Source organism: Streptococcus sp. Marseille-Q3604 (assembly GCF_916619785.1).
Classification (GTDB): domain Bacteria; phylum Bacillota; class Bacilli; order Lactobacillales; family Streptococcaceae; genus Streptococcus.
Map to the genome: position 1 here is coordinate 537,206 of NZ_CAKAKM010000001.1, position 14,685 is coordinate 551,890.

A 14,685-nucleotide genomic window follows, 5' to 3' on the forward strand; every position below is an offset into this window, starting at 1 on the left:
TTCTTGACATTAACTCTACTATTTTACCATTTTTTAGTGAAAATTTGGACCTATGCTTTTGGAAAATTAAAAAGAAAAAGCAGGACTAACCTGCTAACTCTTTAGTTTCTCTGTAAAATACGTTTAAAGACAGGATATAGGAGAGGAACTGCAATAATAGTCACTACTGATGTTCCAAAGGTTCCCCCTATTTTAGTAAGTGCCAATACCATGGCAGCATTTACTGGTAAACCCGCAACGATACTATTAATAATCGTATACTTAATAAAATTCAAAATAATTTTGGTTACTGCAGCTATAACTCCAATGATTATGATATTTACCATTTTGTCATTTGATTTTAGTAGCTTTTCAAAAACAAAATAGAGCACCAGACAGACAATCAAGGATTCTAAAATAGTAATCCAGACCTCGGCAGCATAACCATTGATAATATCAAATAGCCCCAACCCTACTGTTGCGACTAGCGCACCTTTTCTGGCTCCAAAAATCAAAACAGCAATCACAACTAGGGCATTTCCCAAATGGACAAATTGAGGTCCAAAAGGAATACGAATAAACTGTACGCTCACAATAATCAAAGCAGCATACAAACTTAGGATAACTAATTCACGTGTTTTATCACTTTTCATTTTTCTCCTCCAATAGGGCATTAAAACCACTAAATAATAAACCAATATGAGGCTCATAGCATAGGCCGTATTTTAAAGGACGACCATCGGACAGTGTTGATGAAAGAACTCTATCCATGACATCCAAGGCCAAATCACAAACCTTTAGTAAATCTAGGTTATAAAAGTAACCAGCTGATAAGATTGCCGTTAGTAAATCTCCACTACCATAAAAATGAGATTGATAACTTTTCCTCATAAGATAAGCCGTTTCATTAGTCTCTTTATCAAAATAAGCCAAACCCATTTTTTCTGTCTCAAAAGAGATACCTGTCACAATAACTTTCCGAGGGCCAAGCTTGGTCAAATCTCTCAAAAGCTTTTCAACAGTGACTTTATCATAGGAACCTGCTTCAAGATATGGAGTATCCGTCAACAAGGCAGCTTCTGTCAGATTGGGAATGATGACATCTGCTTGTTGACAGAAATCTTTCATGGCTTCTACATAGTTTCTATCAAAACCTTGATAGAGACGGCCATTGTCAGCCATAATAGGATCAACAAATAGAGGTATCTCTTTATCGCGAGCTAATTGACCTACAAGTTTTAGTTCTTCTTCTGACTTAAAATAACCACTCACAAGGCCATCTACTTTAAAATCCAAGTGCTCCCACTGCTTACAAAACCCTTTTAGGTCATCTGTAAGGTCCCGTACATAAATATTATTAAAGTCCCCTGTATGCGAAGATAAAAGAACCGTTGGCAAGGGAAGGACTTCAGTTTGACAGGCTGACATGATAGGGAGGCTACTAGTCAAAGCAACCTTACCTAGACCAACCAGGTCATTGGCAACAATTACTTTGGTCATCTATTTTCCTTCCCAGGTCTTTTTAAACTGTTTAACAAAACCTGTGTGGAAATAAATGTAGTAGGCCACTCCTAAACCAAGAATAGCAGCTACAATGTCAAAAGGAATCTTCATAATAGCATAGGCAGGCGTACCGTAGATAAAGGCTCTTCCTAAGCCATAACCGACTAAGTCAATAATAGCCCCAATCAAGAGACCTAAAGCTGCCCTAGACTTACTCAATTTTCCTAAGCGTCCTCCAACAATGAGTGCAATAGCGAGAACTTGAAGGCTATGTGTTACTAGAGTTACCCACATAGGAAGGGGGTAGAAAAGAAAATCTCCAATAAAGGAACCTACTCCGGCAATAATAACTGCTTCTGTAGGTGGGAAAATTAAACCAACTAGGAAAATAATAATCCCGTTAAAATAGAAATGACCTCCTGGCACAGGAATAGATAGGAGACTCGAGCTCAAAATAATGACAAGTGCCATGAAAAATGCAGAAATGGTTAAACGTTTTGCTGACATACCTAAAACTCCTTAGTCAATAAATATAGTATAAGTTTATGAAAATTCTGACGATTAAACAAGATAGTATTTTCGTTACTGTCTGGGTACAGATTTAAGACAATAAAAAAACACCACACATTCATGTGGTGATAGGACTTATTGAGCTTTTTTATCAAAGTATTTGACAGGTGCCTTTTCAAGATTTTGTAGTGAAAGCTTAGCAGTCGCGTTAGCCTCAGTACCGTAATCAGAGAAATCAATGCTAAGATCATGATCAAAATCTGCAACGGCATAATCGACAACGATTTCTTTAACTTCCTTAGGAGCAATCTTGGTCTTATTTGCAATCTTATCTCGGTCATCATCTTTAGAAAAGACCAAAGTAGCAACCTTCAATTCTTCCTTCTCTTGTTTCACATCAAGGACCACCTTCATCAAAAGAGTGTAGGCATTCATAGTTTCTTTACTTGAGTTGCTAAGTTTATAGTGAACACGTACAGCTTTTTGACCTTCCGGTGATTCGATTTTAGTTGCAGAAAGAACTTGTACACTAGCATCTTGTCCTGTAAATAGCATTTTGTTTTTATCGTAGGTCCAAGTAGGCTCTTTCTCGGGTGTACAAGCTGACAAACCGATAATGGTCAAGCATGCAAGAGCGAGAAGTCCTAAGATTTTCTTAAAAGTCATTCTTATAATCTCCTTAAACTTGTTTGGAAGGGGAATTTAGTTTTACCTTACAACCTTCTTATTATGTCAAAATCTAATAATCTTGTCAAATTTCTCTGGGCCTATTGCTCTGAGAAGGGAAGTAAGGTAAAATAAGGAAAAATCTGTAAGGGGTCAGTTATGAGTATTTATCAAGATATTGTCGAGACCATTATCAAAGATATCCAAAATGGTACTTTAAAAAAAGGGAGTAAGCTCCCCTCTATTCGTCAACTTAGCCAGACTTATGCCTGTAGTAAGGATACAGCTCAAAGAGCACTCTTGGAACTCAAATATCAAAACTATATTTACGCCGTACCCAAAAGTGGCTATTATGTTCTCGAAGGACGCAATGAAGTCGATAATAAGGTCCTTCTTAACCTTAACGATTACAATCAATTAGCCTACGAGGATTTTAAACTTTGTTTGGATGAAAGTTTGGCAGGTCATCAGGACTACCTCTTCAACTATTATCATGAACAAGCTGGACTCAAAGATTTGCTTGAAGCCTTAAAGAGTCGATTAATTGCTGACGATATTTATGTCAATTCAGATCAGATTGTCATAACCTCAGGAAGTCAACAGGCCCTCTACATCCTTTCACAGATGGATTTTGGTAATGGTGGCCACAAAATTCTTTTAGAACAACCTACCTATCATCGCATGAACCAGCTTGTCAACCGTCAAAATCTAGCTTACGAGACGATTAACCGTGGTTTTGATGGTTTGGATTTTGACCGCTTGGAAGAGTATTTTAAATCTGGACAGATTAAGTTCTTCTATACTATCAGCCGTTATTCCAATCCTCTCGGATTAAGCTATAATGCTAGCGAAAAAGAAAAGCTAGCCCAACTTGCCAATCAGTATAATGTTTATATCGTCGAGGATGACTATATGGGAGACTTTAGTGATAGTAAAAATCTCCCTATTCACTACTATGATACTCAAAATCAGACCATCTATATCAAATCCTTCTCCATGACCCTTTTTCCAGGTTTGCGCCTAGGTAGCCTTGTTTTACCTCCTAATCTTAAGTCTACCTTTTTGAGCCACAAGGGACTTATTGACTATGATACCAATCTCATCATGCAAAAAGCACTTTCCGTTTATCTCGAAAATGGCATGTTCCAAAAAAACATTAAGAAACTTGGCGACCTCTTTCAACAAAACATGGCTAAAAGTCAAGCAATCATTGACAAATCTAAGGTTAGCATTCCTTATCAGATTTCCCCTAGACATGTGACCTGGCAAGTTCCTAAGGAGTTTTCACTTGAAAAATTCAAAGCCCACAAGCAGATTCGTTTTTTAGAATCATCCTTTATTAGACCAACTTCTGAAACTTATCTGCAGATAGGTCATGGACAGGAACTGGAATCCTTTATAAAAATTTTTAAAAAGACAAAGTGACAATTAGACACAACAAAAGCCATCAAGCGATGGCTTTTGTTTATTTAGTCTGCTCAAAGCGTAGGTGTACAATTACTTTGTCACCATAACCGTTACGCTCCAAATCTCGTTGCAAACGGTATGAAATATAATGCTCAGCAATATTGATAAAGCCTGCTTCCATGAGACGATTTTCAACCAATGACTGAATCATGTTGATGGTTGGGCGTTCTACCTGAGCATCTTGAAGATCAAGCACTACTTTTTTCGTAACTTGAGCAAGGTTTTGGCGCCAAGTATCATCGAGAACATACACAGTCTGTGCTGCTTTTAAAATGGCTTGGTAAATTTTATCAGGATCAAATTCAGCAACTTGACCATTACGTTTAATAATTTGCATGGCTACCCTCTTTTCATGGCTTTTTCTTTTATTATGCAGAGAATTTACATATTTGTCAAGTGCAAATCCCTGAAAGAGCTATCCGGACTGCTTATTCCCAGAATTTAGAAATGTAAACTGGTTTGCCATGTTTATCAAAGGAAAGCGTTGCAGTATAGGAATCTGACTCATGGTGCCGCATATAATTAGCGATTCTTTTATCGCCGTTTATCAGGTGAATGTCATAAGTCTGCCCGTCAGAGCTTTCAAAGTGAGCATTAATTCTAGCACTACTCGTTTTTGACCCAACATGACTAATATCTATTTGTTCAACTTTACCATCAATGGTTTTAGCTATAGGTCCTCCATAATCCTTGTAAATAGTGACGGTAGCTAAAACATCCTCAACCAAAACATAGGTCATTCCGAAAATAAACAGATAAACTATTGGGATGACAATGAAAGATAATTTACTTTGACAAAACTTTTCCTTCTGCCAAGCCCAGATATCTTGAGGTGACATGATTAAAAACTTCTTAACATACTGATGAACGAGTAACCTATAGACTAACACTAAAAATGTTAATTGCCCCAAGGGATAAGCAAAACTGGGTAAGCCATCAATAAGTACATTGACTTTATCAGATTCAAAAGTGTAATGTCCCCATACCCCGTCAAAGAACTCTAAAAACAAATTATCTCCTTTATGTAATATCGTCTAATCACTTAAAAATCCATCTTCTCAGATGGATTTTCTAATGATTAACGTACTTCTGCTTCGACCTTTTCAGTGAGAGCTTTAGTAATTTTTTCCATGTATTTGGCAACTTCTTCATCTGTGAGGTTGTCATTTGGATTTTGGAAGGTAAGGCTATAAGCCATTGATTTCATACCTGAACCAAGTTTTTCACCTGCGTAAACGTCGAAGAGTTTAACGGCAACCAAGCGTTTGACTCCTGCAGAGTAGATAGCATCCAGAACTTCTTGATGAGTTATTTCTGCCTTGAGAAGAAGGGCAATATCACGTGATACTGCAGGGAATTTTGTGATTTCAACAAATGGTTGATCTGGTTGCAAGGCAGCTTCTACAGCACTAAGGTTAATTTCAGCCACATAAGTTTCTGGAATACCGTAGTTCTTAGCGGTTTGAGGGTGTACTTGACCAAGGAATCCAATAGTTTGACCATCAAGCACAATAGCAGCTGTACGACCTGGGTGCATGCTTGCTAGGTCTTTTGTTGGTACATAGTCAACTGAAACTTCAAGTTTATCAAAGAGTGCTTCAACAATACCTTTGGCATAGAAGAAATCAACTGGCGTTGCTTTGGTTTGGAAATCTTTTTCAGCTACAAGACCAGAAATAGCGAAGGCAAAGGTATTGATTTCATTTGGCAATTCCTCTTTTGGATTACCCTTTTGTTCAAAGACCTTACCGATTTCGTAAATAGCAACGTTACTATTCTTACGGTTAACATTGTAAGCAACAGTATCAAGCATGCCAGAAACCATATTCTGACGGAGAGCTGAACGGTCAACAGTCATTGGCCACATCAACTCAGTCAAATTACTTGGTGTCGCAGCAAATTCAACGGCTTTTTCAGGTGTTGTCAAAGCATATGAGATGATTTCAGTCAATCCAGCACCTTCAGCAATGCTACGAACCTTACGGCGAAGTGCTTGTGTTTCAGTCAATTCACCGGCCGTTCCTGCTGCTTCTGGAAGTGTTGTAGGCAATTTCTCGTAGCCGTAGATACGTGCAATTTCCTCAACCAAGTCTGCTTGGATACTGATATCCCAACGACGACGTGGTACAGATACTGTGAATTTATCAGCATCACCTGTCAATCCAAAACCAAGTTTCGCAAAGACATCTTCAATATCTGCAAAAGTCAATTCTGTACCAAGGCGAACATTCACATAGTCAAGACTTGTAGAAACTTGAACTGGCTCTGTATCAACTGATCCCGCTTGAACACGGCCTGCAAGTACCGTTCCATTTGCCAATTCTTGCAACATTGCTGCAGCAAAATCAAGCGCTTCAAGGACAGTATCGTTATTGATACCTTTTTCAAAACGTGATGATGATTCTGAACGAAGGTTGAGACGACTACTTGTCTTACGAATTGATTTACCATCAAATACAGCAGCTTCGAGAACAACATTTTTAGAATTGTTGTCAATTTCAGTTGAAGCGCCACCCATAACACCTGCTAGGGCAACTGGTTTGTCAGCAACTGTAATAACAATATCTTCAGTAGTCAATTCACGTTCTTCACCATCGAGAGTCACCAATTTTTCACCCTCACGGGCATCACGGGCAACGATTCGTGAATCTTCAAATTTGTCCAAATCAAAGGCGTGCATTGGTTGTCCAAAGTAAAGAAGAACATAGTTTGTCACATCTACCACATTGTTGATTGGACGGATACCAGCATTCATAAGAAGGTTTTGCAACCATTGTGGACTTGGTTGAACAGTAACATTCTCAACCACACGACTAGCATAAGTAGCCACTTTATCACTTTCGATGGCTACTGAAATCTTATCAGAAGCTGGTTTGCTGTCTTCAGTAACCGTTTTTTCTGGGAAGTGAACAGATTTTCCATAGATTGCAGCAACTTCATGTGCCACACCACGCATAGAAAGAGCATCCGCACGGTTAGGTGTGATTGACAATTCGATGATTTCATCATCAAGGTCAAGATATGGGAAAATGCTATCGCCAGGAACGGCATCTTCTGGCAAAATTTGGATACCATCCGCAAATTCCTTAGGAATAATGCTATCTGGAAGTCCAAGCTCTGCCAAAGAACAGATCATCCCGAGAGATTCCATGCCGCGAATCTTACCTTTTTTGATTTTGTAATTGTCTGCAATACGGGCACCAGGAATGGCAACAATTACCTTGATGCCAGCAGTGACATTTGGAGCACCACAAACAATTTGACGTGGACCTTCAGCATCTCCTGTATCTACTTGACACAAGTGCAAGTGTGTTTCAGGCACATCTTCACATGACAAGACATGACCAACAACCAATTTTGACAAGCCTTCGGCAGGTGTCTCAACACCTTCCACTTCAATACCTGTCGTCGACATTTTTTCAGCGAGTTCAGCAGTGGTAACATCCACATCAACCAACTCTTTTAACCATTTATAACTAACTAGCATAATAATGATACCAAGCCCGTTAATAGCTCTCAGCAAAAATAGGAAAGGCAACGTTGGTGCATCAGCACCTAGGAGCCTTTATCTTTTTTGCCCAGAGCTTAGGGCGGGTTCAAATCCTTTCTGTATAATTAGGAAGAAAACATTTAGATTCAAAAACAACTAATCTCGAACTTTGAGGTCGTATTCAAATCCTTTCTGTAAAATTATCAGTTCAACTGATAAATGAGAGAAGAGTTCAAACCTCTACTTAAGCGGGTTCAAATCCTTTCTGTAATTTAGGAATATGTATATCTGATATAAGAGGAAGACGAACTAACACGTTTAATCGCCTTTTAAACTCCTCTCTATCAACTTAATAATAGGTTTATAGTTTCAATTTTAGCAACCAATCGCGGTCCACTTTACCATCACCGACCGGAAAATCGTGTTCTGCGAATTTTTCGAAGCCATATTTATCGTAAAATATCTGTGCTTTAAAATTCCTTTCCCAAACACCCAACCAGGCCCAATCACAAGCAAGTTCACGAGCTTCTTGTAAAGCAAACTCAAATAATTGCTTACCCAAGCCCATGCCTTGGAAGGCCTGACTGATATAAATACGCTGAATTTGAAAGGCATTGTCCAGGTGCTGCTCTGTTTGGGCAGAACCAACATTGGTCTTTAGAAAACCTGCCTTTTCACCATCAACGAGAATGAAAAAGTAACGCGATTCTTCATGAGTGATTTCATCTAAGAGGACTTCCTCAGAAAGTGCAGTGTCAAAGTAACCTTGCAACTGGGCTTCGGTATTATCATGAGCAAAAGTCTCTCTAAAGGTTTCTTCGGAGATAACTTTTAATTCTGCTACTTCTTCCGGAAGAACCTTACGAATAGCTACTGTCATGACAACCTCCTAAACCTTATTTAAACTGTTCTGAGAAACGAACATCACCTTGGTAGAAACCACGAATGTCGTTGATACCATAACGAAGCATGGCAATACGTTCTTGACCAAGACCAAAGGCGAAACCTGAATATTCTTCAGAATCAACACCAGACATCTCAAGCACTTGTGGGTGAACCATACCAGCACCGAGGATCTCGATCCAACCTGTCTTCTTACATACGTTACATCCTTTACCACCACACTTAAAGCATGACACGTCAACTTCAACTGAAGGCTCAGTAAATGGGAAGTAAGATGGACGCAAACGGATTTGACGTTCTGCACCAAACATTTTTTGGATAATCATTTCAAGCGTTCCCTTAAGATCACCCATTGAGATGTTTTTACCAACGACCAAACCTTCGATTTGGTGGAACTGGTGACTGTGAGTCGCATCATCTGTATCACGACGGAAAACACGTCCTGGTGAGATCATCTTAAGTGGACCTTTAGAAAAATCGTGTTTATCAAGTGTACGAGCTTGGACAGGACTTGTATGTGTACGAAGCAAAATTTCTTCCGTAATGTAGAAGGTATCTTGCATGTCACGCGCTGGGTGGTCCTTAGGCAAGTTCATACGTTCAAAGTTATAGTAGTCAGTCTCAACTTCAAAACCATCAACGATTTGGAAGCCCATCCCCAAGAAAATGTCTTCGATTTCTTCAGCTGTTTGGCTAAGAATATGACGGTTACCAAGTTTGACTTGGCGTCCTGGAAGGGTTACGTCAAGACTTTCAGAGTCAAGTTGGGCTTGAATTTTAGCGGCTTCAACAATTTTAGCGGCTTCATCAAAAGCTTCAGTCAAAACGTCACGAACTTCGTTGACCATTTTACCAACTTTAGGGCGTTCTTCATTAGGAAGGTCTTTAAGCCCCTTCAAAAGATCTGTCAAAGAGCCCTTTTTACCCAAAACTGCAACACGCAATTCTTGTAATTCTTTAGAGTGTTCACCACGCATTTCAGCCAATTTAGCCTGTGTTGAGGTTTTCAACTCTTGCAATTGTGTTTGTAAATCCATGAGATTCCTTTCTGATGTAACAATTTCGAATCGCAAACAAAAAACCACATGCCAAAACTCCAACCCGGAGCGTTGACACGCGGTACCATCCGTTTTTTATCTGGTTACCCAGACCTTGATTCGTCAGTCGTTTTCATGAGTGAATTCGCCGAACTTCCCTTGAGGAGGCTTCCAGTCCATGACCCCCAATCCCTGTCAATTTCCATAAGGTTACTAGTCTCTACGACCTCTATTCAATTACTATCAATTTTACCAAAAAAATAAAAAGCTTTCAAGAGCTGACAAAGAATCCTTTAGTTAATGCCAAAATAGAAAATATGTCTAAGATAATTGACACACCTATATAAATTTGCTACAATTATGTCAGATAAAGTTGACATAATTAATAAATTGCGACTGACAGCAACACACTAGCTTGTCTTTCAGAAGGAGGCCCATTATGAATCATGTCAGGGAATTTAGAAAGAATATGGGGCTTTCGCAATTAGAACTTGCAAAGTCTATTGGCGTTTCCCGACAGACTATTAACATGATCGAAAATAACAAATATAACCCAACACTAGAGCTCTGTCTTAATCTAGCTAAAGCTCTAGATACGGATCTTAACAGTCTCTTTTGGGATGAAAATCCGAATAGAGATATAAGATAGAAAGAGGTAAATCATGATTAAAGAAACTTTCACTGACAAACTAATTAAACGTTTTTATGGTATCACAGGTCCTTTAGATGAACAAAAGCGCCAACAGGTTGATCGAATGGGTAACATAGCTTTCGTAGTTCTTTTCTTTACCTTACTTTGTGTTAATGGTATTGCCTTTCTTATAGGCTTTAAGTATCCCGAACTTGTAGCTCGTATTTATCCTATCCTCCTCTTGATTATCATTCTGTTAGTTAGCAGCATCCTTACTTATAAGTTAAAGATAAGTGCTGTTAATGCTTTTGACGAGGAAGAACTGACTGAGAAAGAGAAAAAACAACTTAAGCACGTGGGGCTTAAGTCAGGTTTATGCTTTGGGATTAGCATGTTCTTAGGCATGCCCCTAGTTCACTTCTTAGTTGACAATAAAGACTATTTGACAGAATTATTCTCAATCCATAATATGCTATCAGGCATTTTTGAAGCTATCCTTTTTGGGGCTATCATGCAGGGCTTGGTCAATGCTGGTATCAAACAAGCCAAATCTCAAGCTGAGAAAGGTGACCAATAAACTAAAAAGACAAAGAAAAATCCAGGTTTCCCAGCCTGGATTTTTCGCTCGAAAGAAGACTTCTTAGACTTGTATACGCGAAGCCTAAATGTGTCCAGAAAATCGTATCTTAACACATACACTATAACTAACTTAAAAAACACCATATCCCCATATGACATTTCCTTAAATATTGTAACATGTCAGTGGGAAATGACAAGTCGCCCTCTCTCTCATAAACCCTAAAATCCTAATCATAGCCTTTTTTATGCCATTTTACGCAATCGATTGCGTAATTTTGAAAGCGCAAACTTAATGATTTTCTGAAAGTCCTTGCAAATTTTTTGAGACTATGAAAAAAGATAGTGATAAAGCTATCAACTATCTTTCATGAAAATATAATCTATTTTTAGTCTAAATCAAGGTCTTTTAGTTTGACCGAAACGATTTTCGAGACACCTGATTCCTGCATAGTTACCCCATAAATAGAGTCTGCCGCGGACATGGTTCCTTTACGGTGGGTAACTACGATAAACTGACTAGACTTGTCAAAACGATTGAGGTAGTCACCGAAGCGTTTAACATTGGCTTCATCCAAAGCCGCTTCTACTTCGTCTAGGATAACAAATGGAATAGTCTTTACACGAATGATGGCAAAGAGGAGGGCCAGAGCTGACAAAGCCTTTTCACCACCAGACATAAGGTTAAGCGATTGAATTTTCTTACCTGGTGGCTGAACTGAAATTTCTACTCCAGCCTCTAGGAGATTGTCTGAGGTCAAAATCAAGTCAGCTGAACCTCCACCGAACATCTGCGTAAAGGTTTGTTTAAAGCTTTCTCGGATAGCCTCAAAGGTTGCTTTAAAGCGTGATTTCACTTCATCATCCATGTCATTAATGGTATTTAGAAGGAGACTCTTGGCTTCGAGCAAATCATCCTTTTGGCCGTTCAAGAAATCTAGACGTTGCTTAACCTCTTCAAATTGGGCAATAGCATCCACATTGACTGGCCCCAAAGCTTTAATCGAACGCTCAAGACCTTGCAGATTCTGGCGGGTTTGTTCGACATTGTCAAGAGGGCTAGCCTGACCTTTGGCTGCTTCGAGCGTCATCTGATAATCTTCAGCCAACTGAGTCGCAAACTTACGAAGTGATTGACTAATCTGACTTTCACGCTCTTCCAAACGAGTCTGTTGACGAATCAAATCCTCGTTACGATTGCCAGCTTTTGCCAAACGCTCCTCCAAATCCTCCAACTGACCTTCGTAATCTTGCACCTGAATCTTGGCACGGACAAGAGCTTGTTCCAAATCGTCTTTACGTTGAACAGCCTCTTTATGCTGTGCTTGCAGATGGGGAAGGCGGTCAGTTTGGTCTTCATCAACCTGGTTGTTAAGGAGTGCCTTAAGACTATCCGATTCTTGCATTAACTCAGATAAGTCAGCTTGAAGACGATTGCTCTCTGTCTTCGCAAAACGCAATTCTGCCTGCAAGTCACGTTCCTTCAACTGAAGTTCAGATTGCTTGTCTAGGAGCACCTGTTTTTGTTGACCAAGAGCATCTTTATCTTCCTTAATTGCCTCAATACGGTCGTTAATGGCCTCACGCTTGGATGCAATTTGTGCTAACTCAGCTTTAAGTTGCTCAGCCTTATCTTGCAGATTTGCACCTTCAGATCCCTGAGAATCCTGTTTGAAACTATCTACTAAGGCTTGATTTTTCTCTACATCTGACAAGGCTTGTTGATGTTCTAAGCCTAGTTTTTGCTCTTGCAGACGAGCATTCTCACCATCTACCTTAAGATCTTCTAGCGCTTTCTGTAGAGCCTTACGTTTAACCTTAAGGGCTTCAACTTTGGCTTCACTATCACTTAATTGAGCCTTAATCTGGTTAATTTCAGCAGTCAATGCATCTAGTTCAGGCTTGATAAAGAGACTATTATTTTGTTTGTTGGTACCACCAGCAAAGGCACCACCTGGACGAATCTCAGAGCCATCAAGAGTAACCATACGCACTTGGAAACGAACCGCTCGAGCCGCCTTATTGGCATTGTCAATGGTATCAAAGATTGCCGTAACCCCAAGGAGGTTTTGGAAAATATTAGATAAGCGGTCCTCATAAGTAACCAAATCGGAAGCCATACCTATAAAACCTGGTGCATTGGCAAGACTTTGAGCAAATTGTTCATTAAGTTGACGTGGCTTAATAGTGGTCAAAGGCAAGAAGGTCGCACGTCCCTGACGATTTCGTTTCAAGTAGTCAATCGAACGCTTAGCAGCCGCTTCGTCCTCAACAATAATGTTTTGCCCGCTAGCTCCCATAGCAATCTCAAGAGCCGTCTGATAACGCGTGTCAAAGGTTAAGTGTTCACTGACTGCACCAATAATTCCCTGAATGAATTGGGCATTTTGAAGGACAGCCTTCACCCCTGCATAGAAATTAGAATGATTTTTCTGAATAGATTCTAGACTTTGACGACGAGCATCTTTACTTTTAAGATAATCCATGAGGTCAAACATCTGCTTTTGAGCCTCTTGGTAGTCCTTATCAAGAGCTTGATAAGTCTGAGCCTTTTCTTTGTAGCTAGCTAGGAGGTTTTGAAGACTCTCTTGGGCTGCTTGATAAGCTTTTTGGGCTTCGCTGGCCACTTCCTGAGCGGAGAGCAAATCAGCTTGAGCTTGTTTAAATTCTTCAGCTTGTGCCTCAAGCGCTTGTGTCTGACTGTCCATGTCGTGAGTGACCTGAGTCAAACTGTTGGAAACCTTGGCTTCCTCCTGCATCAGACCAACATAGTCCTCACGTAAACGTTCAATAAGCGTATCTGGGTCATCAGAAAATTGCTCCAGTTCTTTTTGAATAGCGATTAGCTCTTGGGCAAGGCTATCCAACTCAGCATTCAATTCAACTTGGCCTTGATTAACCTTATCAAGTGATGCCTGAGCTTCTTCTTTCAAATGCTCTAACTCACTGAGACGAGCTTCAGTTTCTTCTTTTTTCTCTGAACGCTGCTGACTCTCCATGGTATAAAGATCAATTTGACGCTCAAAGTCACTAATAAGTCGTGTGACATCCACCAAGGTTTGTTGGTCAGAAGAAATTTGTTCTGAAATTTGATGTCGTTTTTGTTTGAGTTCTTGGTTCTCAGTCTCTAGGCGATGGCGTTCCTCATAATAGCTGGTTAATTTTTCCTTGACCTCTGACAAATCCTCTTGGGTCTGGCTCAAGTCAGACTTACCAATTTCAATATCGTGGACCAAAAGATTAAGCTGAGTCTGTCTACGTTCCTCATCTAATTCCAAGTAACGTTTAGCAGTCGCTGCTTGCTTTTCAAGCGGTTTAACCTGACCGTCCAGCTCGTAAATGATATCTTCCAAACGATCAAGGTTATCTTGGGTTTGATTAAGCTTACTTTCCGTTTCTTTCTTACGTGTCTTATATTTAAGAACCCCTGCGGCTTCTTCGAAAATAGCGCGGCGTTCTTCAGGTTTGGCATTAAAAATAGCCTCAACACGACCTTGGGAAATAATAGAAAAAGAATCACGCCCCAGACCGGTATCCATGAAGAGGTCATGAATATCACGCAGACGAACTTTGCGACCATCAATCAAGTAATCATTGTCACCGTTTCGATAAATGTGACGCTCCACACGAATGGTTTCGCCAGCACCCGCGATAAAACCATCACTGTTATCAAGAGTGACTGCCACTTCCGCATAGTTGAGAGCCTTACGAACCTCTGTTCCTGCAAAAATAACGTCAGGCATCTTGCCTCCACGCAAACTCTTGGCAGATGATTCACCCAATGCCCAGCGTAGACTCTCTGTAATATTTGATTTTCCCGATCCATTTGGACCTACAACGGCTGTTACTCCCTTGTCAAAGACGACTTGCGTCTTGTCCGCAAAGGATTTAAAGCCCTGCATTTCAATTGATTTCAAATACAT

At 39.8% G+C, this 14,685-nt stretch carries 13 protein-coding genes; 3 read left to right on the top strand and 10 right to left on the bottom strand.

Annotated features, from left to right (window positions below; genetic code table 11):
• Window positions 1-101: 101 nt before the first annotated feature.
• The 4 genes from LG375_RS02420 to LG375_RS02435 all read right to left on the bottom strand — a co-directional run bounded on the left by LG375_RS02420 (window position 102) and on the right by LG375_RS02435 (window position 2,658).
• A complete protein-coding gene (locus LG375_RS02420; protein ID WP_073689809.1) occupies window positions 102-632 on the bottom strand; it encodes an ECF transporter S component in 531 nt (176 codons plus the stop codon).
• Window positions 622-1,479, bottom strand: a complete 858-nt coding sequence (locus LG375_RS02425) for a pyridoxamine kinase (protein WP_048675479.1) — start codon at window positions 1,477-1,479, stop codon at window positions 622-624. The genes LG375_RS02420 and LG375_RS02425 overlap by 11 nt, the downstream gene beginning before the upstream one ends.
• Window positions 1,480-1,989 (bottom strand): ECF transporter S component, encoded by a 510-nt coding sequence (locus LG375_RS02430; RefSeq protein WP_002891181.1) that lies wholly within the window; start codon window positions 1,987-1,989, stop codon window positions 1,480-1,482. It lies immediately after the preceding gene.
• A gap of 138 nt (window positions 1,990-2,127) precedes the next feature.
• Window positions 2,128-2,658, bottom strand: a complete 531-nt coding sequence (locus LG375_RS02435) for a DUF5067 domain-containing protein (RefSeq protein WP_002891182.1) — start codon at window positions 2,656-2,658, stop codon at window positions 2,128-2,130.
• Between the two features lie 159 nt (window positions 2,659-2,817).
• On the opposite strand from LG375_RS02435, the gene LG375_RS02440 reads away from it, so the two are divergent.
• The gene (locus LG375_RS02440; protein WP_225745214.1) at window positions 2,818-4,083 is read left to right on the top strand and encodes a PLP-dependent aminotransferase family protein; all 1,266 of its coding nucleotides are present in this window, start codon (window positions 2,818-2,820) and stop codon (window positions 4,081-4,083) included.
• Between the two features lie 40 nt (window positions 4,084-4,123).
• Here LG375_RS02440 and LG375_RS02445 read toward each other — a convergent pair whose 3' ends face one another.
• The 5 genes from LG375_RS02445 to pheS all read right to left on the bottom strand — a co-directional run bounded on the left by LG375_RS02445 (window position 4,124) and on the right by pheS (window position 9,555).
• Window positions 4,124-4,462: an ATP cone domain-containing protein gene (locus tag LG375_RS02445; RefSeq protein WP_002891184.1), complete on the bottom strand. Its 339-nt coding sequence runs from the start codon at window positions 4,460-4,462 to the stop codon at window positions 4,124-4,126.
• A 91-nt stretch (window positions 4,463-4,553) separates the two neighbouring features.
• Window positions 4,554-5,135, bottom strand: coding sequence for a hypothetical protein (locus tag LG375_RS02450; protein WP_070577319.1), 582 nt, complete (start codon window positions 5,133-5,135; stop codon window positions 4,554-4,556).
• 68 nt (window positions 5,136-5,203) lie between these two features.
• Complete coding sequence (gene pheT, locus LG375_RS02455; protein ID WP_201710843.1) at window positions 5,204-7,612, bottom strand: phenylalanine--tRNA ligase subunit beta; 2,409 nt, start codon at window positions 7,610-7,612, stop codon at window positions 5,204-5,206.
• 364 nt (window positions 7,613-7,976) lie between these two features.
• Complete coding sequence (locus tag LG375_RS02460; protein ID WP_064525091.1) at window positions 7,977-8,495, bottom strand: GNAT family N-acetyltransferase; 519 nt, start codon at window positions 8,493-8,495, stop codon at window positions 7,977-7,979.
• 16 nt (window positions 8,496-8,511) lie between these two features.
• Window positions 8,512-9,555 (bottom strand): phenylalanine--tRNA ligase subunit alpha, encoded by a 1,044-nt coding sequence (pheS, locus tag LG375_RS02465; RefSeq protein WP_014633009.1) that lies wholly within the window; start codon window positions 9,553-9,555, stop codon window positions 8,512-8,514.
• Window positions 9,556-9,994: 439 nt separating this feature from the next.
• On the opposite strand from pheS, the gene LG375_RS02470 reads away from it, so the two are divergent.
• Together LG375_RS02470 and LG375_RS02475 are read left to right on the top strand one after the other, a co-directional pair.
• Window positions 9,995-10,204, top strand: coding sequence for a helix-turn-helix transcriptional regulator (locus LG375_RS02470; protein WP_064525094.1), 210 nt, complete (start codon window positions 9,995-9,997; stop codon window positions 10,202-10,204).
• Window positions 10,205-10,217: 13 nt separating this feature from the next.
• A complete protein-coding gene (locus LG375_RS02475) occupies window positions 10,218-10,763 on the top strand; it encodes a DUF3278 domain-containing protein (protein ID WP_064525097.1) in 546 nt (181 codons plus the stop codon).
• A gap of 388 nt (window positions 10,764-11,151) precedes the next feature.
• On the opposite strand, the gene smc is transcribed toward LG375_RS02475, so the two are convergent.
• Window positions 11,152-14,685, bottom strand: a complete 3,534-nt coding sequence (gene smc / locus LG375_RS02480; RefSeq protein ID WP_064525100.1) for a chromosome segregation protein SMC — start codon at window positions 14,683-14,685, stop codon at window positions 11,152-11,154.

Coding starts and splice junctions, on each gene's coding strand:
- pheS (WP_014633009.1), bottom strand. CDS start 9,555: ATGGATTTACAAACACAATTGCAAGAGTTGAAAACCTCAACACAGGCT.
- LG375_RS02470 (WP_064525094.1), top strand. CDS start 9,995: ATGAATCATGTCAGGGAATTTAGAAAGAATATGGGGCTTTCGCAATTA.
- LG375_RS02420 (WP_073689809.1), bottom strand. CDS start 632: ATGAAAAGTGATAAAACACGTGAATTAGTTATCCTAAGTTTGTATGCT.
- pheT (WP_201710843.1), bottom strand. CDS start 7,612: ATGCTAGTTAGTTATAAATGGTTAAAAGAGTTGGTTGATGTGGATGTT.
- LG375_RS02430 (WP_002891181.1), bottom strand. CDS start 1,989: ATGTCAGCAAAACGTTTAACCATTTCTGCATTTTTCATGGCACTTGTC.
- LG375_RS02475 (WP_064525097.1), top strand. CDS start 10,218: ATGATTAAAGAAACTTTCACTGACAAACTAATTAAACGTTTTTATGGT.
- LG375_RS02460 (WP_064525091.1), bottom strand. CDS start 8,495: ATGACAGTAGCTATTCGTAAGGTTCTTCCGGAAGAAGTAGCAGAATTA.
- LG375_RS02440 (WP_225745214.1), top strand. CDS start 2,818: ATGAGTATTTATCAAGATATTGTCGAGACCATTATCAAAGATATCCAA.
- smc (WP_064525100.1), bottom strand. CDS start 14,685: ATGTATTTGAAATCAATTGAAATGCAGGGCTTTAAATCCTTTGCGGAC.
- LG375_RS02435 (WP_002891182.1), bottom strand. CDS start 2,658: ATGACTTTTAAGAAAATCTTAGGACTTCTCGCTCTTGCATGCTTGACC.
- LG375_RS02425 (WP_048675479.1), bottom strand. CDS start 1,479: ATGACCAAAGTAATTGTTGCCAATGACCTGGTTGGTCTAGGTAAGGTT.
- LG375_RS02445 (WP_002891184.1), bottom strand. CDS start 4,462: ATGCAAATTATTAAACGTAATGGTCAAGTTGCTGAATTTGATCCTGAT.